Here is a 20,705-nt window from a genome sequence, read left to right as displayed (position 1 = left end):
ATCAATTTTTGCTGTTAAAAATTAAACTGAGCATTAGAACGTGCGTACTTATGCACAAAGCACAATCAGCATTACTCTGATATATTGAGCCTCATTTTGAAGTTTGAATTAGGAATAGATGATGTCACAGTCTGAGCAGCAAAGTCCTGAAAAAAAGCCAAGTCTAAAAAAGATGATTATCTTGGCAAGCTTAGGTTTGTTGATTCCTATTTTCTTGGTTAGCATGGCATTTTTAGCAGTTAATAGTGATGCTAAAAATCAGGAAAAATATAAACAACAGCAGGCAGAAATTATTGCGCGTATTGAAGCGCGTGAAGCTGCAGAACAACAAGCGAAGCAGGCCAGTCAGATACAAGCCGCTTCAGAAGCTACACCTTAATATCGAGTTGATGATTTCAGCTCAAATCTGATTGCAATTGTCTGATACTCGGAATTTCGGTGTATCGGACAACGCGATAACCTGCCTCGTGAAACATTGCATCCCGTTCTGCATCTTCCTGTTCTTTGCCAATATGTGAGGGGTCATCTAACTCTATAATTGCAATGACCTGCATTTCTGCATTTAAGATCACAAAATCAGTCACTTTACGATTAAACAGCGCACGAATTTTATAGTGGTTGTTGGTGATTAATGCGCTAAACGCCACTTGTGCCAAGATGTGATGCTCAGGAAAAGCTTGTTTTAAACGCATAAACATTCTGCGTTCAAAAGCAGTCATCATCGGTTTAGGATAAAAGTTTTTCTTGGGGAAAAATAATTGCTTAAAAATTAAGATAAACAGGGCAAGGCTAGCCAAGCTGCCAATAAGCAAGAAAGTCGATTGACTGGATTCAAACATAGATGATGCGGTGTCGTTAGACTCTAAACAGCAGGAATAAAAAACCCACGTCATAATGCGTGGGTTTTTTAAGAATTTTGGCTCTCCCACCTGGGCTCGAACCAGGGACCTGCGGATTAACAGTCCGTCGCTCTACCGACTGAGCTATGGGAGAATCTGACACGCATTCTATGTGGGTATCTGTTTTTGGTCAAGCTGGAATTGAAAAAAAACCGTAATTATAGATTAACTGCTTTAAAAATAATCATCTAGCTTTGTTTCAACGCAGTTTTTAGAGTGCTTGAATGGCTTTTATATAATCTTCGCGTGTCTGTGGTGGGTTGGTTTTACGACATAAGTTAATTAATTGCAGCATCTCTTGCTGAGTCATTTCTGTTTTCACTTGGCTTTGAATTTGTTTTAAGGTGGCTTGTTGTTGTGCGTTCAGATCACGACTGCATTGATACAGACGTTCATACATGAGTGTCGCAGCAGTTTTATTGCTTTCAGATTTTTGCGTACATTGAAAAATTGCAAAAATCACCACAATCAGAATTGTCCAAAAAATCAGGGATTTTAACCAAGGCGCTTGCATGGGCTTTCAAGTTTTATTGTTGTTGATGAACCTAAGTTAGCGAAAAAATAGAGTCATCACAAGAGGGGATAGCCCGATCTTCACTGTATGGTTTTAATTTTGATTTAAGGGGAGAGTGAGGCCTGTTCCATTCGTTTAGAACATCATATCCACTATAAAAACAATAAAAATTGCAAAAAAAAATCCCACGTCATACTGCGTGGGATTTTTAGAATCTTGGCTCTCCCACCTGGGCTCGAACCAGGGACCTGCGGATTAACAGTCCGTCGCTCTACCGACTGAGCTATGGGAGAATAGATTGGCTCTCCAACCTGGGCTCGAACCAGGGACCTGCGGATTAACAGTCCGTCGCTCTACCGACTGAGCTATTGGAGAATCTGTGGGGCATTTTAGGGATGAAAGTTTAAGTCGTCAACACGTTCATCATCAGAAATGTATTGTTTGCTTTATAAATATTCATTTCATCTGTAAAAATAAAAAAACTGCCCATAAAGAGCAGTTTTTCTACAGAAAAATAGAAATTATTTTTCTACACCAGCATCTTGACCTGCGTATTTCGCATTTGCGTAATCCCAGTTTACCAGGCTTTCTAAGAAAGTTTTGATGTAAACAGGACGTGCGTTACGGAAGTCGATGTAGTAAGCGTGTTCCCAAACGTCAATCGTCAATACTGCAACTTTGCCGTGTGCCATTGGTGTGTCAGCATTTGAAGTTTTCATAATAGAAAGTTTGCCATTCACTTCGTCAGCTACTAACCAAGCCCAACCTGAACCGAATTGAGTTGTTGCAGCAGCAGCAAATTCTTCAGCAAATTTTTCGTAAGAACCGAAAGCTTCATCAATTTTAGCAGCCAAAGCACCAGTAGCTTTACCACCACCGTTTTTCGCCATACAGTTCCAATAGAACGTGTGGTTCCAAACTTGCGCTGCGTTGTTGAATACACCAGCTTTAGCTGCATCGCCTGCAGTTGCTTTGATGATTTCGTCTAAAGTTTTACCTTCAAGCTCCGTACCCGCGATCAAGTTGTTCAGGTTCACAACATAAGTGTTGTGGTGTTTGTCGTGGTGGAATTCTAAAGTTTCTTTGCTGATGTGTGGAGCAAGATCTTCGTAACCGTATGGTAAAGCCGGTAAAGTAATGGTTGTCATGTTTTCAATTCCTTGCATTTTGCTGGGTTTTAACATTAAGTGGCTCTATTGTAATAGATTTCGAGATCAAATTGCGCATTAGGTATAAATAACCATACAGAATAAGACTCGAATGTATACATCTAAAGACTATGTTAAACACAGATGTCATTTGAGTGAAATCGTTGGGTGAAACGGTGTATTAAATTGGGTTATTTAATTCAAAATAACTATACTCAATATTAAACTGTTCTGAAATAGCTTTTGCGAGTCGTTGTACACCATAGCGCTCAGTCGCGTGATGTCCGCAGGCATAATAATGCACGCCTAGTTCTTTGGCTTCATAATAGGTGCGTTCACTGACTTCGCCCGAAATAAAGGCATCACAACCTTGTTCTGCCGCTTTGCCAATAAAATCTTGTGCTGCACCCGTGCAGAACCCTACTTTTTGAATCTGACTTTTTTCGGCAGGAAGATGAATGGTTTTAAAGCCTAAACGCGCTGTGAGATAGTCACGAAATTCGGTTGCGCTCATGGCTTGCTTTAAAAAACCAATATTACCAATAGGATGACGTTCACTCGGGTCTAGGGCTTGCAAATTTTCTAATGCCAAACATTCAGCAATGGCAGCATTATTGCCTAGACTTGGGTGTGAATCGAGCGGTAAGTGATAACCCACCAAAGAAATATCATGCTGGATTAAACTTTTGATGCGTTTACCGCGCATGCCTGTAATTGGGTAAGGTTCGCCTTTCCAAAAATAGCCATGATGTACCAACAGTAAGTCTGCATTTTGGGCAATAGCAGCATCAATAGCCTCTTGAGAGGCAGTCACTGCACATAAAATTTTTTGAACTTCAGACTTACCTTCAATTTGTAAACCGTTGGGCGCGTAATCTTTAAATTCATGTGTATTTAAAGTTTGATCACACCATTGAATAATTTCTTTTAGCTGCGCCATAACTTTCTCAAATTGCTCATATTTAGCCAATATCAAAACATATTTTGTATTGTAACTAAAGCAAGACAAAACTCTTGGGCTTTTTTATGTTTCTATTTGTGTTTCGTTTTACAATAGCTCATTCAATGACTTAATCATCAAAAAAAAATTTACTTAGAGGTACAAAACGTGCGCCGGACCTTTACCTGGTTACCTTGGGTGTTACTCATTCTGGTTATTATTGGCTTTGTGACTTGGCAACAACTGCAAAAACCGAAAGCGCCTGTGGCTGCCGATGGGGTCAAAATGCCTGCCGAGAAAGTTGAACCATTAATTGATACAACACGGACAGGTGGGGTGGTGTCGTATAGCGCTGCGGTTAAAGTGGCAGCGCCTGCGGTGGTAAATATTTTTACCACACAAAAAGTGAAACAAATGGATCATCCATTGTTAAATGACCCTGCATTTCGTGAATTTTTTGGCAATCAGTTACCCGATCAATTTAAGCAAGGCCCAAATGAAAACAGTTTGGGGTCTGGGGTCATTGTTCGTCCAGATGGTTATATTTTAACGAATAATCATGTGATCGCGCAGGCTGAACAAATTGTCGTGGCTTTGCACGATGGACGCCGTGCGGTTGCAAAAGTTGTTGGAACTGACCCAGACACAGACTTAGCGGTCATTAAAATTGATCTAGAAAAACTGCCTGTATTGCCATTTAAACTGAGTGGCAATGAAGTGGGCGATGTCGTACTTGCGATTGGTAACCCATTTGGTGTGGGACAAACCGTGACTCAAGGGATTATTTCTGCGACAGGACGTTCTGACCTGGGTATTAATACCTATGAAGATTTCATTCAAACCGATGCAGCAATTAATCCAGGTAACTCAGGTGGTGCATTGATTGATGTGGCAGGAAATTTGATTGGAGTAAATACCGCAATTTTCTCGCAATCGGGTGGTTCATTGGGCATTGGCTTTGCAATTCCTGCGAAAGTCTGTCAGCAGGTTTTAAACTCGATTTTAAAAGATGGACGTGTGGTTCGTGGCTGGTTAGGCATTAGTTTATTGCCTGTGCAACAAGACAATATTTTAGAACCTACACAAGGCGGTGTAGTGGTGGCTGATGTACTACGAGGCGGCCCTGCAGCAGAGGCTGGTTTAAAACGTGGCGATAAAATTTTAAAAGTGAATAATGAAGCGATTACTTCAACCTCGCATTTAATTAATTATGTGGCTGCACAAGCACCGCATACGACGGTGACTGTTTCAGTGGAACGTGGTGAAGAAGCCTTAGATTTGCAAGTCGTAGTTGGTGAGCGCAAAGTTCAAAATACCGATAAGCAATTTATTCCATTGCCTGAATAATGTATTGATCATCCGTAAAAAAGCCCTGCTACTGGCAGGGCTTTTTTGTGTGACAGGAATCTGACCGAAGTTGCTGTAATCATCTAAATGTATTCACTTTTATATAAATCGAAGCTATGCCGTATTTAAGTTTATGGGTTGATCTGTAAATATTTGGATGTTGTCCTGCCTCAATCCAGAGCAGAACCAGGAAAATACTGAAGTTCCGTTTAATGGTGTTTATTCAGTATCAACACGGCATTCCCTTAATTACTAGTTTTTTCTTTAATTTATGCTGGATGTAAATAATAGAGAGATTTAAATTGCAAAAAAGTTTTTGAATAGAAGCTCTGTCTAATAAAAGATATAAATAAAAAACAGCGGCCTAGGCCGCTGTTTTTAAATTATTTTGCAATTATTGCTCTTGTTGAATGCCTGCCACTAACCAGTCTTGGTTTGAACCTGCAGGTTTTACAAAGTGCCAGATTTCTGTAAATGGCTGCGGTAGGCTGTTCAGGTCTTCGCTGACCGTACCAGTAAAGCGTACACTCACTACATATTGACCATTTTCAGTTGCTGAATCGACCACCATTGCATTCAAGTTAGAAAACTCTGCTACATCTTGGTCTTGGTTCGCCATAATATCCTGATACATCGACTGATATAAATCAGGAGTTAAATAACGCTGAATTTCTGCGATATTACTGGCTGTGTTCATAGACTGAATATGGTTAAAACGCTGACGCGCTACACGTAAAAAGGTTGCAGGCTCTGAACCATCAGGCAATTGATTGCCACTGTTGGTATAAGCTGCACCAAATGGCGCGTTATTATTGGCAGCTTGACCAAAAGGCGCTTGGGTAGAAGCGGCAGACCCCCCAACAGATTGACCAAAAATATTGGTATTGTCGTTACGTGGCGCTGCAGCAGGTGGTGTTTGCGCAAACGGTGCCTGATTGGCACCGCTATTTGGCGCATACGGATTAGGCGTTAGTTTTTTTTTTGCGCCCATCTTACGGAAAATGAAGAAGGCAACAGCAGCAGCGAGTAAAATCCAAATCCAGCTTGGAATACCGCCTTTTTCCTCTTGCGCTTCGGCAGCACTTGCAGCTTGATCATCGGCCAAGGCATTGGCAGCAACCGCACCAATTGCCGCACCTGCAACACCTGCAGCAACCATACCACCTACGCCTGGACCAGATTTTTGCTGTGCTGGTGCAGTTGTTGGTTGTTGTGCTGGCGTTGTTTGACGAGGTTGTTGGTAAGACTGAGTTGGAGCAGCCGAACGACTCATGCCATGGCTTTTACCGCCACCTGCACGTTTTGCTTCTGCTGCTAACGGAGCTACCAATAAAGTCGCTGTGAGCATTGCTGCGATCAAACCACGCTGTCGAACTTCCATCAAATTTTCCTATATTAAAATAAAGTTAAGCTGTGTATTTATGCAGGCATTTGCTGCGAATTTCAATATAAATATGATATTTTTTCTTGAAACTGAAAAAATATCATCCAAGGATTTAACCTAAGTTTTCACTTAAATTCATGGCTTCAGTTAAGGCTTCATGCAAACGCGCCACCGCAATAATTTGCACACCTGCAATGGCTTTTTGTGGGGCATTGCCACGCGGCACAATAATATATTTAAATCCGTGTTTAATAGCTTCTTTTAAGCGTTCCTGACCATTTGGTACTGGGCGGATTTCACCCGATAAACCGACCTCACCAAATACTGCCAATTGTTGTGGCAGGGCTTTGCCACGCAAGCTAGAAGCACAGGCAAGTAGTACAGCAAGGTCTGAACCTGTTTCGGTAATTTTTAAGCCGCCGACCACATTCACATACACATCTTGCCCTGAAGTTTGTACGCCGCCATGCCGATGCATCACCGCCAATAGCATATTCAGACGGTTTTGTTCCAGACCTAAAGCCACACGTCTAGGCTGACCATGTGCATCATCCACCAAAGCTTGTACTTCAACTAAAAGTGGTCGCGTTCCTTCGCGGCTAATCATGACAATAGAACCTGGAATTGCCTCATCATAACGGCTCAAAAATATCGCAGATGGATTGGCAACCTCGCGTAAGCCTTTATCGGTCATGCCAAAAACGCCCAGTTCATTCACTGCACCGAAACGGTTTTTGACTGCTCGAATCATACGGTAGCGTGAGTCTGACTGTCCTTCAAAATACAAGACGCAATCGACCATGTGTTCAAGGACGCGCGGCCCCGCTAAAGCCCCTTCTTTGGTCACATGACCGACAATAAACAGCGCAGTGCCACTATTTTTAGCAAAACGAGTCAGCAAGGCAGCTGATTCACGAATTTGTGAAACACCACCTGGAGCAGACTGCAACGTTTCGGTATATAAAGTTTGAATCGAGTCCAGAATGGCTACCGCAGGGCGTTCATGCGCCAAAACTTCACAAATCCGTTCGACACAGGTTTCTGCCATGACTTTCAGTTGATCGGTGGGTAAGTCTAAGCGTTGAGCGCGTAACGCCACTTGCGAAAGAGATTCCTCACCTGTGATATATAAAGCGGTGTTATTGGCAGCCGCCATGTGAGTCGCAGTTTGTAGCAAAATGGTCGATTTCCCGATACCAGGATCTCCACCAATCAGTACCACAGAGCCCGTAACCAAACCGCCACCCAAAACACGGTCAAATTCCCCAATGCCTGTTGTTAAACGGGTTTCGTGCGATACAGACACTTTATTAAGCGTGGTAATGGCGGCCGCTTGTCCTGCATAGCCACCGCCCATTTTAGGTTGGGCACGATGCGTCACCGCAGGGGCAATACTGACCTCATGAAGTGAGTTCCATTCCCCACATTCTGAACATTGACCTGCCCATTTAGGATGATCTGCACCACATTGTTCACAGCGATAGACACTTTTTACTTTTGCCATAACCCAGTCATTGCATCAATTAAAAACTGACTACAGCATACAGAGGAATGTTCGTGAAATGAATGTTATCTGGATTTTTCATGGAAAATCATACAACCACGTGGGTGATTGTATGATTTATGATTTGAACGGAATAATTCAATGAATTGGGTTTATTTAGGGTTTGTTGACATTTCATAAATGGCTTGCGCTGTAGGCTAAAACTGAGCAGATTAGGCATGAAACGCAGGGAATAGCGAGACTATTGCCAAGTTTCATAACGCAATCTGAGAAAGTTTTAGCCACAGCCTTTCAGGGCAAGCATATTTTTTGCTGCTATTGCGTTATGCGCCAGTCATTTAGAATGACTAAATCTCCTGTCCCATGCCTTATATCAGCTAAAAAATATGCGTTGCCGCAAACATAGACGAATTGTCAACAGACCCTAATACAACTCGCCAGATTTGCGCTTCGCAATAAAGTCTTTAGATTCTTTGGCAATCACACCAGACAGTAACAACAAGGCAATTAAGTTTGGTACAGCCATTAAACCATTAAAGGTATCGGCAAATAACCAGACTAAATCTAGGGTGGCGATGGTGCCAATGAACACTGAAGCAATATAAATTAAGCGGTAAATCAACACGTATTTTTCGCCGAATAAATAAGTACAGCATTTTTCACCATAATAGCTCCAACCGAGAATGGTGGAATAGGCGAAGAAGATGATCCCGAAAGTGACGACCCAACCACCAAAGCCTGGCAATAACTGGTCAAAAACCTGTGTGGTGAGTACAGCACCTGTTGCACCACCAAAGCTATTACCTGCCATAATGAAGCCCATTACCAAAACAATCCCCGTGATGCTACAGACAATAATGGTATCAATGAAGGTACCTGTCATAGACACTAAACCTTGACGCGCAGGGTGGTCGGTTTTTGCAGCCGCAGCAGCAATTGGGGCAGAACCCATCCCTGCTTCGTTGGAGAATACGCCACGTGCAACCCCGTAACGAATTACTGCACCAATTGCACCGCCCGCAACTGCTTCACCAGTAAAGGCATCACGGAAAATTAGCTCAAATGCAGGCACGACAAGGTGTAAATTATTCAGGATAATAATTAAACCGCCTGTAACATACAGAATGGCCATAATCGGAACAATCACCGAAGATGCTTTGGAAATCGAGCTAATTCCGCCCAAAATCACCAATGCAGAAAATACGGTAATTACCACGCCAGTAATCCAAGTTTCTACACCTAAGCTATTTTCAACTGCTAAAGCTACGGTGTTGGATTGTACTGAACTACCAATTCCAAACGAGGCGACTGTGCCAAAAAAGGCAAAGATAATCGCGAGCCATTTCCATTTTAGTCCGCGTTCAATGTAGTACATTGGGCCGCCTGACATTTGCCCTTTTTCGTTTTTAATACGGTATTTAACCGCCAAAACACCTTCACCATATTTGGTCGCCATACCAAACAGGGCAGTCATCCACATCCAAAACACTGCACCCGGGCCACCGAGGACGCAAGCCGTTGCAACACCTGCAATATTTCCCGTACCAATGGTGGCAGAGAGTGCAGTCATCAGTGATGCGAAATGTGAAATATCGCCCGGTTCTTTTTGCGCTTTGTCGTGTTTGCAAAAGACTTGTTTAAAAGCCAGTGGCAGCATGCGGAATTGCCAGAACAATAAGCGGAAGGTGAGGAAGACGCCCGTTCCCACAATGAGAACCAGCATGTATGGACCCCAGACCCAACCGCTTAGGGTTTCCATCATCGATTGTAAATTTTGCATAAATTTCTTCTTATAAACGCAGTGTATAAATGCTTAGTTTGTGACTGTAGTTGAACAGTTGTAAAAATTAAGCAAGTGATATGCCAGTCTTTAAAACTTCCTGTTAAAAGAACTTGGTTTTAAGCACGTTATATTTTTTGCATAGTTTTTAGATTTTGACAATTGATGCCTTGAAATAAAATTGACTTTATCTGTGTCAGAAGTCGCAATTTTTCAGACCTGATAAGGTCAATCTATGCCAGCAGAATAGTAAGTAAGCTAGAATTTTTACTAAGCTCAATATAATCTCTCTGCATTAGCACTTTGGTCGCGGCAGTGATCGCGTTATACTTCATCGAAAATATTTTATAGGTGGTCAGATGCGTACCGTCATTTGCTGCATGAGTGTTTTGCTTACAACAGTGGTTTTGGTCGGTTGTGGTCAGTCAGGTACATTACAGTTACCCAATGACCCAAATTACGACAAACGCGCAAAATATTTGTTATATCCAGATGCTGCGCCTAAACGTGCAACGCAATCGGCAACATCGTCAGACACAGCCGTACCTGTGCAACAGCAGTTTGCTGCACCTGCTGCATCTACATCGACTACACCTTAACGCTTTCTAGATAAAGGATACATTCATGAGTTTTACCCGCATTCAAGGGGTTTTGCACGCCGAGCAATGTTCGCTACAACAACTCGCACAGCAATTTGGCACACCACTCTATGTTTATTCAAAAGCGACTTTTGAAAAGCATTATTTAGATATGGATCGTGCTTTCCACTTTATCGATCATCAAATTTGTTTTGCGGTAAAGTCAAACTCGAATCTTGCGGTATTGAATGTATTGGCTAAGTTGGGTGCAGGTTTTGATATTGTGACAGGCGGTGAATTGGCGCGTGTTCTCAAAGCAGGTGGTGATGCATCGAAAATTGTTTTTTCAGGTTTAGGTAAAACTGAAGCCGATATTCAAAAAGCGTTGGAAGTTGGGATTGCCTGCTTTAACGTAGAATCGCATGCAGAATTAGACCGTATTCAAAAAGTTGCGGCAAGCATGAATGTCAAAGCACCAATTTCATTACGGGTTAACCCAGATGTCGATGCCAAAACCCATCCTTATATTTCTACAGGCTTAAAAGAAAACAAGTTCGGGATTCCGTCTGATTCGGTATATAGCACTTATGAATATGCGGCTTCTTTAGCAAACTTAGATATCGTTGGAATTGACTGTCACATCGGTTCACAATTGACCGAAACACAACCGTTTGTCGATGCTTTAGATCGCGTGATTGTGATGATTGATACCTTAAAAGAAATGGGTATTCAGCTAAAACACATTGATATTGGCGGTGGTTTAGGGGTGACTTATAAAGATGAAACTCCACCAACGGTTGAAGAATATGCCAATGCTTTACGTCCCGCTTTAGAAAAGTTAGGTCTTAAAGTGTATATGGAACCGGGTCGTAGTATCTCTGCCAATGCGGGCGTGCTGCTAACAAAAGTTGATTTACTCAAACCGACCAATCATCGTAACTTTGCGATTATTGACGCTGCCATGAATGACTTAATCCGTCCTGCGTTATATGAAGCATGGATGGACATTCAGCCCGTAACCCCACGTACTGATGTTGAAACGCTAGAGTGGGATGTGGTTGGTGCAATTTGTGAAACAGGTGATTTCTTGGGTAAAGAACGTCAGCTTGCGATCAAAGAAAATGATGTTTTAGCTGTAATGGGTGCGGGCGCATACGGTTTTGTGATGAGTTCTAACTACAACAGCCGTGGTCGTGCAGCTGAAGTCATGGTCGATGCAGATCAAGCACATTTAATTCGTGAACGTGAAAGCATTGAATCGCTGTGGGAAAGAGAGCGTTTATTGCCATAAGGGGAATTCGAGATGTTATTAGAATTTACCAAAATGCATGGTCTGGGCAATGACTTCATGGTGGTTGATCTCATCAGCCAGCGTGCGTATTTGGATGCGCTGACTATTCAACGCCTTGCAGACCGCCACTTCGGGATTGGCTTTGACCAACTCCTGATTGTGGAACCGCCCGATTTACCAAATGTCGATTTTAAATATCGCATTTTCAATGCCGATGGTTCTGAAGTGGAGCAGTGCGGCAATGGTGTGCGTTGTTTTGCACGTTTTGTGCATGAACGTCAGCTTACGACCAAAACCAAAATCAAGGTGCAAACCAAGGCAGGCATTGTAGAGCCTGAATTGGGGCAAAACGGTTGGGTGCGGGTGAATATGGGCTATCCAAAATTCTTGCCGCATGAGATTCCATTCATTGCCGATGAGCCTGATAACTTATATGACATTGCGCTGAAAGATGGTGCTGCATTGACCATTGATGTGGTGAACATAGGCAATCCTCATGCTGTGACCATTGTGCCTGATGTATTGACTGCCGATGTTGCAGGTATTGGCCCACAAGTGGAATCACATGAGCGTTTTCCACAGCGCGTCAATGCAGGTTTTATGCAAATCATTGACGAAAAACATGCGCGTTTGCGTGTGTTTGAACGTGGCGTAGGTGAAACCTTGGCTTGTGGTACAGGTGCATGTGCTGCAGCCGTTTCGGGTATGCGCCGTGGCTTATTGTCTAATTCAGTTGAAATTGAACTGGCAGGTGGTAAGTTGCAAATCGAATGGCGTGAAGGCGATGTGGTGTGGATGACAGGGCCAACTGCTAATGTCTATCACGGTCGTTTGGATTTAAATTATTTTCAGGGCTGATGTTTCGTTCTAACATGAACAGCTCTTATCTTACTTAAAAGCACTTTTCAAAACGAATGGTGCTTTTTTGTATCTTGCAGCACGGATTAGGTATGCTGTACTGAATGTCACTCTAAAAACTTCTACTCATTATGCCGCAACTGATTTTTTTACCTGGCGCTTCAGGCAATACCGCATTTTTTCATCCGCTAATCGAAAAAATTGAAAAATTGCCGTGGCAGAATGCTGTAAAAATTGTGGCTTATCCTGAATTTAATCATCAACCTGCACATTCACAGGTACATGATTTTGCAAGTTTGCAGGCTTATGTGTTGGCGAATATCCCAGATGATTGCATTATCATTGCACAGTCGATGGGTGGTATTTTTGCAGTTGCTGCCGCGTTGCAATATCCAGAAAAAGTCAAAGGATTAGTATTGGTTGCAACATCTGGTGGCATGGATTTAAGCAGTTTTCAGGTGCAAGATTGGCGACAAGACTATCAAGCAAGTGATTTAAATTATCCTGACTGGTTTGTAGAGGCAAAGGCCGATTACACGGTAGACTTTGCTAAAATCAACATGCCTATTTTGTTGTTATGGGGTGATCAAGACCCGATAAGTCCACTGGCGGTAGGTGAGTTTTTACAACAACAATTTCCACAAGCCGTATTAAAAATTGTGCATGATGGTGATCATTTGTTTTTAGAAACACATGCAGATCAGGCGGCTGAACACATTGCTGCTTATTTATCTCAGTTTGCCGCAGTTCAGCAATCGGAGCGTGACTAATGTACGATCCGCAGCAACTATTAAAGATGTGGCTCAAAGAACGAGAAATACAACAGCAGTCACCGCATACGTTAAAAGCCTACGCACGCGATTTAAACGATTTTTTTAGCTTTTGTGAGCAACAACAACTTGCCTTATATGATGTAGAGGCTGCAGATTTGCGCCATTATTTAGCGCAAAAAGTAGAACAGCAACAGTTAAATAGCAGCAGTTTACAGCGCATGTTGTCAGCGATTCGTCAGTTTATGAAATGGGCCGAGCAAGGGCAGTATTTACAATTTAATCCAATTGATAATTTTCAGCTAAAACGTCAGCCACGACCTTTGCCGGGTTTGATTGATATTGAAACGATTCATCAAATTTTGGATCAGCCTGAACCTGAAACTGAAGTACAACAACAAATGTGGCGACGCGATAAAGCGATTTTAGAATTGCTCTATTCGAGTGGTTTGCGCCTAGCAGAGGTACAAAGTTTACGTATCCGCGATTTAGATTTTAACCGTCAATTGCTGCGCATTACGGGTAAAGGCAATAAAACCCGTATAGTGCCTTTTGGTCGCAAAGCCAAAGATGCGGTGATGCAATGGCTGCAGATTTACCCTTTATGGCAGGGCGATTTTGTACCCGATGCAGCATTGTTTATTACTCAAAAAGGTGAACCCTTAAAAGCACGCCAAATTGAAAATCGGGTGAAGTTTCAGGCGCAGCGTGCGGGCGTTAATGTCGATTTGCATCCGCACTTATTGCGACATTGTTTTGCAAGTCACATGCTGTCGAATAGTGGGGATATACGTGCAGTCCAAGAAATGCTTGGGCATAGCAATTTAAGCACCACGCAAATTTATACCCATGTCGATTTTGATCAGTTAGCGCGAGTTTATGATCAGGCACATCCACGTGCGAGTAAAAAGTAAAGCTTTACCTAAAGTCGGCATTATTTTTGCAAGTTAAAATATAGCTATTTCATACTGCAAATATTTTTCTCACAGTCAGTTGTAAAGCCTTTGTGCTGTACTTAATACTTTAAGTAAAAGCGCTTTCACCAAGATGTCATTGCAACTATTGTAGAATAATAAAAAAGTGCGTTATGCAGTATAAAGAAGCAGAAAGAGTGGGTCACACGAATAATAGACATGGATGACATTATTTTTTGTTCCACTGCATAACACTTTGGATATCAAATGATAGGCAAAACCATGATTTCGAATCTTCAAGAAAAATATGAACAATTAAGCCCAAGCCAAAAAGAAATTTTTGCAGGTTATGGCTTGCGTCAAGTGAAACATTTTGTCGAAATAAGCTTGCCGATGATCGAGCAAGAACTACCTGCCGATTGTTTGGTGCAGGGTATTAATGCTGAAGGTAAAATGCAGGCGATTCATCCGCAAACGCAACAAAGCTATTTATGGATTTCAGATCAGCAGTGGCAAGCACGCCCAAATGCAAGCAGTAAAATAGATGTAAAAGAAGATTTTATTGCAGTTTGGGAAATTTTTAATTTACAGGCCTATGAATTGATAGATTTAAGTCATATCCACCGTGACTTTTTAGAAACTCAGCAAGTTTAAGCTGAGTTTTTTTTATGCCCTTTATCAGGGAGGTGGCGTGGTGAAAGCGCATAAATATCCATCAAAATAAAACAGATTGTTTATTTCATACCCAATAAACTGCTGAATACAGTTTTGTGAACCAGCAGTCACATTTTAAAAGAGCATTTATATCTGAAAAATACTGCAAAAAATAAAGTTTTCTATCTTTAATGACAGTCAGATTATGGGGTTTTATGTAAGGAACTTTGCTTAAATTGTAGGCGGAACTCAATTTGAATTGCATTTCAATCAATCTTGTTGATGAGGGAAATAGATAAAAAACATAATATAAATCAAAGCTTAAAATTGCTTATATAATCGTCGCTTGGTTTGTTAATTTTTAGAAATAAAAAAGTATGAACGCATCGTTCAGTTAATTTTCGGCATTTTTAGCCTTGTTTAGACAATTCTGACTTGACCGAAATGCCGATCACATAGCAAGATAGGACACCTAAAAAATTTAAAGCGAAGAGTTATTATTAACTTTTCTCAATATTTACTTTTGCTAAAACAGCCGAGGATTACATGAAGGCTCTTGTTGCTGTAAAACGTGTGGTAGATGCCAACGTTAAAGTTCGCGTTAAGCCGGATAATAGTGGAGTTGACCTAACTAACGTTAAGATGTCAATTAACCCATTCTGTGAAATCGCAGTGGAAGAAGCGGTTCGTTTAAAAGAAAAAGGAACTGTTTCAGAAATCGTAGTGGTATCCATTGGTCCTAAAGAAGCGCAGGAACAAATTCGTTCTGCAATGGCGCTTGGTGCAGACCGTGGTATTTTGGTTGAAACAGCCGATGAGATTGGTGCACTTGAAGTGGCTAAAATCTTAAAAGGTGTTGTTGAACAAGAACAACCACAACTTATTTTATTGGGTAAGCAAGCTATTGATGACGACTCTAACCAAGTTGGTCAAATGCTAGGCGCTTTACTTGGTGCAGGTCAGGGTACTTTTGCTTCAGAAGTAAAAGTAGATGGCGACAAAGTTCAGGTAACACGTGAAATTGACGGTGGTTTACAAACTGTTGAGCTTGCACTTCCTGCAATCATCACCACTGACTTACGTTTGAATGAGCCACGTTATGCGGCACTTCCAAACATCATGAAAGCACGTAAAAAACCGCTAGACACCAAATCTCCTGCAGATTATGGCGTTGCAACAGGTACTAAGCTGAAAACTGTAAAAGTTGAAGCACCTGCTGAGCGTAAAGCGGGCGTACAAGTGAAATCTGTAGATGAGCTTGTAGAAAAATTGAAAAACGAAGCGAAAGTGATCTAATACAGAAGGATAAAAATCATGAGTATTTTAGTTATCGCTGAGCACGACAATAAAGCACTAAATGGTGCAACATTAAACGTTGTTGCTGCAGCTCAAAAAATCGGTGGTGATATCACTGTATTGGTTGCGGGTTCTGGTACACAAGCAGTTGCAGACCAAGCAGCTAAAGTTGCAGGCGTAAGTAAAGTATTACTTGCTGACGATGCGGCTTATGCAAACCAACTGGCTGAAAACGTAGCAAAATTTGTTGCAGAATTAGGCAAAGGTTATAGCCATATCCTTGCTGCTTCTACAACAACAGGTAAAAACATTTTACCGCGTGCGGCTGCACTTCTTGATGTCAGCATGATCACAGACATCGTCGCTGTAGATTCTGCAAAGACATTCAAGCGTCCAATTTATGCAGGTAACGCGATTGCAACTGTAGAGTCTTCAGAAGCGATTGTGGTAGGTACTGTACGTGGTACAGCATTTGACCCAGTGGCTGCAGAAGGTGGTTCAGCTGCGGTTGAAGCTGCTACTGTGACAGGTGATGCTGGTATTTCTAAATTTGTTTCTGAAGAAATTGTGAAATCAGAGCGTCCAGAATTAACAGCAGCTCGTATTGTAGTTTCTGGTGGTCGTGGTGTAGGTTCTGGTGAGAACTATCACAAAGTACTTGATCCATTGGCAGACAAACTTGGTGCAGCACAAGGTGCATCTCGTGCAGCAGTTGATGCGGGCTTCGTACCAAATGACATGCAAGTTGGTCAAACAGGTAAAATCGTTGCACCTGATTTGTATATCGCTGTAGGTATCTCTGGTGCGATTCAGCACTTGGCAGGTATGAAAGACTCTAAAGTGATCGTTGCGATCAACAAAGACGAAGAAGCGCCAATCAACGCAGTAGCTGACTACTGGTTAGTGGGTGACTTGAACACTGTTGTTCCAGAGTTAGTATCTAAAATCTAATTACTGAACACAGTCAAAAACGCCTCTATGTGAATAGCATAGGGGCGTTTTTTATTGTCTTTTTTAATTTAGATGCAGTGATTGGTTTTAAGTACATTATGTGAACTTAGCGTATATGTGGGTACATATCGAGCAAGTATATGTTGAAGATATTTTGACGTGACTCTTAAAAATATGAAGCACTTTTGTTTCTTGGGTGTGAATATTTTTTTGCCTAAAAAATCACCGTTAAATTTAAGTAAATTAACAAGATTAAGATCATCTCTAAAGCACAAAAACACAGGCGTATATGCTATAATTTTTCGCTAGTTTTTATTTTTAGCCTGCATTTCAGGCTAATCATTTGCAAGTTTTACGACATATAAAATGCAAGCAAAATTTGTTTGCAGAATAAGGAGTATGCATGAGCGTATCGGAAATTAGACCGATTGCCATTGAGGATGAACTCAAGCACTCGTATTTAGACTATGCGATGAGCGTGATTGTGTCACGTGCGCTGCCAGATGTACGAGATGGTCTAAAACCTGTGCATCGTCGTGTGCTATTCGCAATGCACGAATTGGGCAATGACTACAACAAAGCTTACAAAAAGTCTGCCCGTGTAGTCGGTGACGTCATCGGTAAATATCACCCTCACGGTGATTCTGCAGTTTACGAAACAATTGTTCGTATGGCGCAAGATTTCAGTTTGCGTTATCAATTGGTCGATGGTCAGGGTAACTTCGGTTCGATTGATGGCGATAGTGCCGCAGCCATGCGTTATACCGAAGTCCGTATGCGCAAACTTACTCATGAACTGTTGGCCGATTTAGAAAAGGACACTGTCGATTGGGAAGATAACTACGACGGCTCTGAGCGTATTCCTCAAGTGATGCCTACTCGTATTCCAAACCTATTGGTCAATGGTGCTGCAGGTATTGCTGTAGGTATGGCGACCAATATGGCACCGCACAACATGACTGAAGTGGTGCATGCATGTTTGGCTTATGCAGACAACCCAAATATTTCAATTGAAGGGTTGATGGAACATATCACAGGTCCAGACTTCCCTACAGGCGGTATTATTTACGGTAAATCAGGCATTGTTGATGCTTACCGTACAGGTAAAGGCCGTTTGCATATTCGTGGTAAGTACCATTTTGAAGAAGATCAAAAATCTGGTCGTACCACCATCGTCTTTACTGAAATCCCTTATCAGGTCAACAAAGCCAAAACCATTGAGCGTATTGCTGAACTGGTGAAAGAGAAGAAACTCGAAGGTATTTCAGAATTACGTGATGAGTCTGATAAAGAAGGGATGCGTATTGCAATTGATCTGAAGCGTGGTGAAAACGCTGAAGTGATTGTGAATAACCTATTCTTGAATACACAATTAGAAAACTCATTCAGCATCAACATGGTTTGCCTAGACAATGGTCAGCCAAAATTGATGAATCTGAAAGATATTATTGCGGCATTTATTCGTCACCGCCAAGAAGTGGTGACCCGCCGTACCATGTTCGAGTTGCGTAAAGCACGTGAACGTGGGCACATTTTAGAAGGCTTAACCGTCGCGTTGGCCAATATTGATGCCATCATCGAAACCATTAAATCTTCTGCCAACCCAGCCGAAGCGCGTGAGCGTTTACAGCTAGGCGAATGGGCAGCAGGCGGTGTAGTCGCATTATTAGAAAAAGCTGGTTCAGTTTCTGTACGTCCAGACGAAATTGAAGGTGAAGATCCTAATCGCCCATTTGGTTTAGATGGTCAGGTGTATCGTTTATCACCTGCGCAAGTGACCGCAATTTTAGAATTACGTTTGCATCGTTTAACAGGTCTAGAACAAGACAAGTTACATGCGGAATATTCTGAAATTTTGGCACAAATTGCTGAATTAACTGCAATTTTGAATGACTTTAATCTTTTGATGGGCGTGATTCGTGAAGAATTGGCGCAAGTTTTGCAACAATATGGCGATGCACGTCGTACTGAAATTGTAGAATCTCGCATTGATTTCTCGCGTGAAGATTTAATCCCAGAAGAACAAGTGGTACTGACAGTTTCACAAACAGGTTATGCAAAAACTCAGCCATTATCAGATTACGCAGCACAGCGTCGTGGTGGTCGTGGTAAATCTGCAACGTCGATGAAAGAAGACGATTATGTGCAGCATTTAATTGTGACTTCTAACCACGCAACGGTGTTGTGCTTTACCGATGTGGGTAAAGTGTACCGTCTGAAAGTGTTTGAAGTGCCGCAAGCATCGCGTGGTGCTAAAGGTCGTCCAATGGTGAACTTGTTGCCGTTAGATGCCAACGAAACCATCACCGCGATTTTACCTGTCATTGATGCGCCGAAGAAATTTACTGAGCGGTTGGCAGACTTCCGTAGCTATGTGAAAGCCAATGCGGCACATCTACAAACCAACGCAATCATTGCTGCACATTATGCAGAATTAGAAGCTGCCTTTGCTGAATTAGCAGATGGTGATGATTTATCTGATGCATTGCGTGTGCAATTGAAACAATTGGGTGTAGAGCTTTCTGCAACCGATTTAGACGATGAGATCATTGCAGAATTTGCATCACAAGCAGAAGCCTTGCGTAAAAACTTTTATGTCTTTATGGCAACGGCATCAGGTACAGTGAAACGTGTTGAATTGGAACAATTCAGTAACGTACGTTCGAATGGTTTACGTGCCATTGAATTGAATGAAGAAGACACTTTAATTGGTGTTGCAATTACCGATGGCGAACAGCAAATTATGTTGTTCTCCAATGAAGGTAAAGCGATTCGTTTTGCTGAAACCGATGTACGTTCAATGGGTCGTGCGGCCAAAGGCGTACGTGGTATGCGTGTCAGCTTCGGTTCAGCACAAGTTGAAGATGTCGAAGATGTAGAAGTCGATGGCGATGATGAAGACAGTTCAGATTCAGCACTCATCAGCCGTATCGTATCGCTAGTCGTAGTACCAGAAACAGGCGAAGTTTTGTGTGCTTCGGCGAATGGTTATGGTAAGCGTACACCTGTAGACGACTTCCCAACCAAAAAACGTGGTGGTAAAGGTGTGATTGCCATTAAGACCTCTGAACGTAATGGTGAATTGGTCGGTGCAGTTGCTATTGATGAAAGCAAAGAACTGATGCTGATTTCTGATGGCGGTACATTAGTGCGTACTCGCGCTTCTGAAGTGGCGCAAACAGGTCGTAATGCACAAGGTGTACGTTTAATCCGCTTGGGTGAAAACGAAACACTGGTGGGTGTAGAAGCGATTGAAGCTGTTGAAGAAGACGAGTTTGTTGAAGCGATTGAAGGTGCAGAATCTTTAGTGGCTGAAACGGATGCAGTTGCTGAAACTGAGCAAGTGGAAAAAGACGGTGAAAATTCAGTAGAAGAATAGGTTTTTTACTGATAAAAAGGGCGCTTCGGCGTCCTTTTTTATAAACGTTGACTGCATAAGGGTAAGCGATGAAAACCAAATTAATGTTGTTGGCAGCAGCGGTTGCATTGAGTGGCTGTAATTCAATGGACAATATTCCAGATCCGAGTCCTGAACAGGAAAAGGCGGCACAGCTAGCCTATGAGGATTTGCGTGATGGGAAGTATGACGAGTTTTTGGATCAGTTAGAGCCGCAGTTGCAAACCCAGTTTAAGGACAATGAAAAGCTGATGAAACGCTTTTCACGTTCAATTCCTCAAGGTGAATACAAGTCTAAGACTTTAATGACCAAAGAGATTGAAGAAGCAACCAATCAGCTTGGGCAATATAAGGTCAGCTATGAAATTGCCTATCCGGAAAATCTGGTTCAGTATGATGTTAGTTTTGACAAGCCGAATGGTAGCAACAAGATTCGTAATTTCAATATTCAAGTCTTTGGCGAATCGGGTAAATAAGTGG

The 20,705-nt window shown here is 42.1% G+C and carries 19 protein-coding genes and 3 tRNA genes; 12 read left to right on the top strand and 10 right to left on the bottom strand.

Features of this window, described 5'->3' with window-relative positions; genetic code table 11:
• Nucleotides 1-121 precede the first annotated feature (121 nt).
• Nucleotides 122-379 (top strand): hypothetical protein, encoded by a 258-nt coding sequence (locus FTU70_RS01415; protein WP_180043367.1) that lies wholly within the window; start codon nucleotides 122-124, stop codon nucleotides 377-379.
• Between the two features lie 16 nt (nucleotides 380-395).
• On the opposite strand, the gene FTU70_RS01410 is transcribed toward FTU70_RS01415, so the two are convergent.
• The 7 genes from FTU70_RS01410 to FTU70_RS01380 all read right to left on the bottom strand — a co-directional run bounded on the left by FTU70_RS01410 (nucleotide 396) and on the right by FTU70_RS01380 (nucleotide 3,501).
• Nucleotides 396-839 carry a DUF2726 domain-containing protein gene (locus tag FTU70_RS01410; protein WP_004971902.1) on the bottom strand — a complete coding sequence of 148 codons (444 nt, stop codon included), beginning with the start codon at nucleotides 837-839 and terminating at the stop codon, nucleotides 396-398.
• Between the two features lie 78 nt (nucleotides 840-917).
• Nucleotides 918-993: transfer RNA gene (locus tag FTU70_RS01405), tRNA-Asn, on the bottom strand.
• A gap of 117 nt (nucleotides 994-1,110) precedes the next feature.
• On the bottom strand, nucleotides 1,111-1,413 hold the full coding sequence (locus FTU70_RS01400; RefSeq protein WP_004971899.1) for a hypothetical protein: 303 nt from the start codon (nucleotides 1,411-1,413) through the stop codon (nucleotides 1,111-1,113).
• A gap of 217 nt (nucleotides 1,414-1,630) precedes the next feature.
• Nucleotides 1,631-1,706 (bottom strand) — tRNA-Asn (locus tag FTU70_RS01395).
• Between the two features lie 6 nt (nucleotides 1,707-1,712).
• Nucleotides 1,713-1,788, bottom strand: a tRNA-Asn gene (locus FTU70_RS01390).
• Between the two features lie 146 nt (nucleotides 1,789-1,934).
• Nucleotides 1,935-2,561: a superoxide dismutase gene (locus FTU70_RS01385; RefSeq protein WP_026438302.1), complete on the bottom strand. Its 627-nt coding sequence runs from the start codon at nucleotides 2,559-2,561 to the stop codon at nucleotides 1,935-1,937.
• A 181-nt stretch (nucleotides 2,562-2,742) separates the two neighbouring features.
• Nucleotides 2,743-3,501, bottom strand: coding sequence for a Nif3-like dinuclear metal center hexameric protein (locus FTU70_RS01380; RefSeq protein WP_004971895.1), 759 nt, complete (start codon nucleotides 3,499-3,501; stop codon nucleotides 2,743-2,745).
• Between the two features lie 168 nt (nucleotides 3,502-3,669).
• On the opposite strand from FTU70_RS01380, the gene FTU70_RS01375 reads away from it, so the two are divergent.
• Nucleotides 3,670-4,848: a trypsin-like peptidase domain-containing protein gene (locus tag FTU70_RS01375; protein ID WP_180059880.1), complete on the top strand. Its 1,179-nt coding sequence runs from the start codon at nucleotides 3,670-3,672 to the stop codon at nucleotides 4,846-4,848.
• Between the two features lie 394 nt (nucleotides 4,849-5,242).
• Here the strand turns inward: FTU70_RS01375 and FTU70_RS01370 are convergent, their stop codons facing one another.
• The 3 genes from FTU70_RS01370 to FTU70_RS01360 all read right to left on the bottom strand — a co-directional run bounded on the left by FTU70_RS01370 (nucleotide 5,243) and on the right by FTU70_RS01360 (nucleotide 9,516).
• Nucleotides 5,243-6,229: a Tim44 domain-containing protein gene (locus FTU70_RS01370; protein ID WP_180059878.1), complete on the bottom strand. Its 987-nt coding sequence runs from the start codon at nucleotides 6,227-6,229 to the stop codon at nucleotides 5,243-5,245.
• A 115-nt stretch (nucleotides 6,230-6,344) separates the two neighbouring features.
• Nucleotides 6,345-7,736 carry a DNA repair protein RadA gene (gene radA / locus FTU70_RS01365; protein ID WP_104853204.1) on the bottom strand — a complete coding sequence of 464 codons (1,392 nt, stop codon included), beginning with the start codon at nucleotides 7,734-7,736 and terminating at the stop codon, nucleotides 6,345-6,347.
• A 424-nt stretch (nucleotides 7,737-8,160) separates the two neighbouring features.
• Nucleotides 8,161-9,516: a sodium:alanine symporter family protein gene (locus FTU70_RS01360; protein WP_096900947.1), complete on the bottom strand. Its 1,356-nt coding sequence runs from the start codon at nucleotides 9,514-9,516 to the stop codon at nucleotides 8,161-8,163.
• Nucleotides 9,517-9,875: 359 nt separating this feature from the next.
• Between FTU70_RS01360 and FTU70_RS01355 the strand changes: the two genes are divergently transcribed.
• The 10 genes from FTU70_RS01355 (at nucleotide 9,876) to FTU70_RS01310 (ending at nucleotide 20,701) form a co-directional block, all read left to right on the top strand.
• Nucleotides 9,876-10,115, top strand: a complete 240-nt coding sequence (locus FTU70_RS01355) for a lipoprotein (RefSeq protein WP_004971884.1) — start codon at nucleotides 9,876-9,878, stop codon at nucleotides 10,113-10,115.
• Nucleotides 10,116-10,140: 25 nt separating this feature from the next.
• Nucleotides 10,141-11,385 carry a diaminopimelate decarboxylase gene (gene lysA, locus FTU70_RS01350; protein WP_004971882.1) on the top strand — a complete coding sequence of 415 codons (1,245 nt, stop codon included), beginning with the start codon at nucleotides 10,141-10,143 and terminating at the stop codon, nucleotides 11,383-11,385.
• Between the two features lie 12 nt (nucleotides 11,386-11,397).
• Nucleotides 11,398-12,243, top strand: a complete 846-nt coding sequence (dapF, locus tag FTU70_RS01345) for a diaminopimelate epimerase (RefSeq protein ID WP_004971880.1) — start codon at nucleotides 11,398-11,400, stop codon at nucleotides 12,241-12,243.
• A 131-nt stretch (nucleotides 12,244-12,374) separates the two neighbouring features.
• Nucleotides 12,375-13,013: an alpha/beta fold hydrolase gene (locus FTU70_RS01340; RefSeq protein ID WP_096900946.1), complete on the top strand. Its 639-nt coding sequence runs from the start codon at nucleotides 12,375-12,377 to the stop codon at nucleotides 13,011-13,013.
• Nucleotides 13,013-13,927 carry a site-specific tyrosine recombinase/integron integrase gene (gene xerA, locus FTU70_RS01335; protein ID WP_004971874.1) on the top strand — a complete coding sequence of 305 codons (915 nt, stop codon included), beginning with the start codon at nucleotides 13,013-13,015 and terminating at the stop codon, nucleotides 13,925-13,927. The genes FTU70_RS01340 and xerA overlap by 1 nt, the downstream gene beginning before the upstream one ends.
• A 282-nt stretch (nucleotides 13,928-14,209) precedes the next feature.
• Complete coding sequence (locus FTU70_RS01330; protein WP_096901040.1) at nucleotides 14,210-14,581, top strand: hypothetical protein; 372 nt, start codon at nucleotides 14,210-14,212, stop codon at nucleotides 14,579-14,581.
• Nucleotides 14,582-15,127: 546 nt separating this feature from the next.
• Entirely contained in the window at nucleotides 15,128-15,877 is a 750-nt protein-coding gene (locus tag FTU70_RS01325; protein ID WP_096901145.1) for an electron transfer flavoprotein subunit beta/FixA family protein, read from the top strand.
• A gap of 18 nt (nucleotides 15,878-15,895) precedes the next feature.
• Nucleotides 15,896-16,828, top strand: a complete 933-nt coding sequence (locus FTU70_RS01320) for an electron transfer flavoprotein subunit alpha/FixB family protein (RefSeq protein WP_180059876.1) — start codon at nucleotides 15,896-15,898, stop codon at nucleotides 16,826-16,828.
• A gap of 403 nt (nucleotides 16,829-17,231) precedes the next feature.
• Nucleotides 17,232-20,207: a DNA gyrase subunit A gene (gene gyrA, locus FTU70_RS01315; protein WP_180059874.1), complete on the top strand. Its 2,976-nt coding sequence runs from the start codon at nucleotides 17,232-17,234 to the stop codon at nucleotides 20,205-20,207.
• Nucleotides 20,208-20,275: 68 nt separating this feature from the next.
• The gene (locus tag FTU70_RS01310) at nucleotides 20,276-20,701 is read left to right on the top strand and encodes a DUF3887 domain-containing protein (protein ID WP_096901142.1); all 426 of its coding nucleotides are present in this window, start codon (nucleotides 20,276-20,278) and stop codon (nucleotides 20,699-20,701) included.
• Nucleotides 20,702-20,705: the final 4 nt, after the last annotated feature.

Source organism: Acinetobacter sp. YH12135, assembly GCF_013418565.1.
GTDB classification, from domain to species: domain Bacteria; phylum Pseudomonadota; class Gammaproteobacteria; order Pseudomonadales; family Moraxellaceae; genus Acinetobacter; species Acinetobacter towneri.
This window is presented reverse-complemented; position numbering and strand designations above follow the sequence as displayed.

Coding starts and splice junctions, on each gene's coding strand:
- FTU70_RS01415 (WP_180043367.1), top strand. CDS start 122: ATGTCACAGTCTGAGCAGCAAAGTCCTGAAAAAAAGCCAAGTCTAAAA.
- FTU70_RS01410 (WP_004971902.1), bottom strand. CDS start 839: ATGTTTGAATCCAGTCAATCGACTTTCTTGCTTATTGGCAGCTTGGCT.
- FTU70_RS01400 (WP_004971899.1), bottom strand. CDS start 1,413: ATGCAAGCGCCTTGGTTAAAATCCCTGATTTTTTGGACAATTCTGATT.
- FTU70_RS01385 (WP_026438302.1), bottom strand. CDS start 2,561: ATGACAACCATTACTTTACCGGCTTTACCATACGGTTACGAAGATCTT.
- FTU70_RS01380 (WP_004971895.1), bottom strand. CDS start 3,501: ATGGCGCAGCTAAAAGAAATTATTCAATGGTGTGATCAAACTTTAAAT.
- FTU70_RS01370 (WP_180059878.1), bottom strand. CDS start 6,229: ATGGAAGTTCGACAGCGTGGTTTGATCGCAGCAATGCTCACAGCGACT.
- radA (WP_104853204.1), bottom strand. CDS start 7,736: ATGGCAAAAGTAAAAAGTGTCTATCGCTGTGAACAATGTGGTGCAGAT.
- FTU70_RS01360 (WP_096900947.1), bottom strand. CDS start 9,516: ATGCAAAATTTACAATCGATGATGGAAACCCTAAGCGGTTGGGTCTGG.
- FTU70_RS01355 (WP_004971884.1), top strand. CDS start 9,876: ATGCGTACCGTCATTTGCTGCATGAGTGTTTTGCTTACAACAGTGGTT.
- lysA (WP_004971882.1), top strand. CDS start 10,141: ATGAGTTTTACCCGCATTCAAGGGGTTTTGCACGCCGAGCAATGTTCG.
- dapF (WP_004971880.1), top strand. CDS start 11,398: ATGTTATTAGAATTTACCAAAATGCATGGTCTGGGCAATGACTTCATG.
- FTU70_RS01340 (WP_096900946.1), top strand. CDS start 12,375: ATGCCGCAACTGATTTTTTTACCTGGCGCTTCAGGCAATACCGCATTT.
- xerA (WP_004971874.1), top strand. CDS start 13,013: ATGTACGATCCGCAGCAACTATTAAAGATGTGGCTCAAAGAACGAGAA.
- FTU70_RS01330 (WP_096901040.1), top strand. CDS start 14,210: ATGATTTCGAATCTTCAAGAAAAATATGAACAATTAAGCCCAAGCCAA.
- FTU70_RS01325 (WP_096901145.1), top strand. CDS start 15,128: ATGAAGGCTCTTGTTGCTGTAAAACGTGTGGTAGATGCCAACGTTAAA.
- FTU70_RS01320 (WP_180059876.1), top strand. CDS start 15,896: ATGAGTATTTTAGTTATCGCTGAGCACGACAATAAAGCACTAAATGGT.
- gyrA (WP_180059874.1), top strand. CDS start 17,232: ATGAGCGTATCGGAAATTAGACCGATTGCCATTGAGGATGAACTCAAG.
- FTU70_RS01310 (WP_096901142.1), top strand. CDS start 20,276: ATGAAAACCAAATTAATGTTGTTGGCAGCAGCGGTTGCATTGAGTGGC.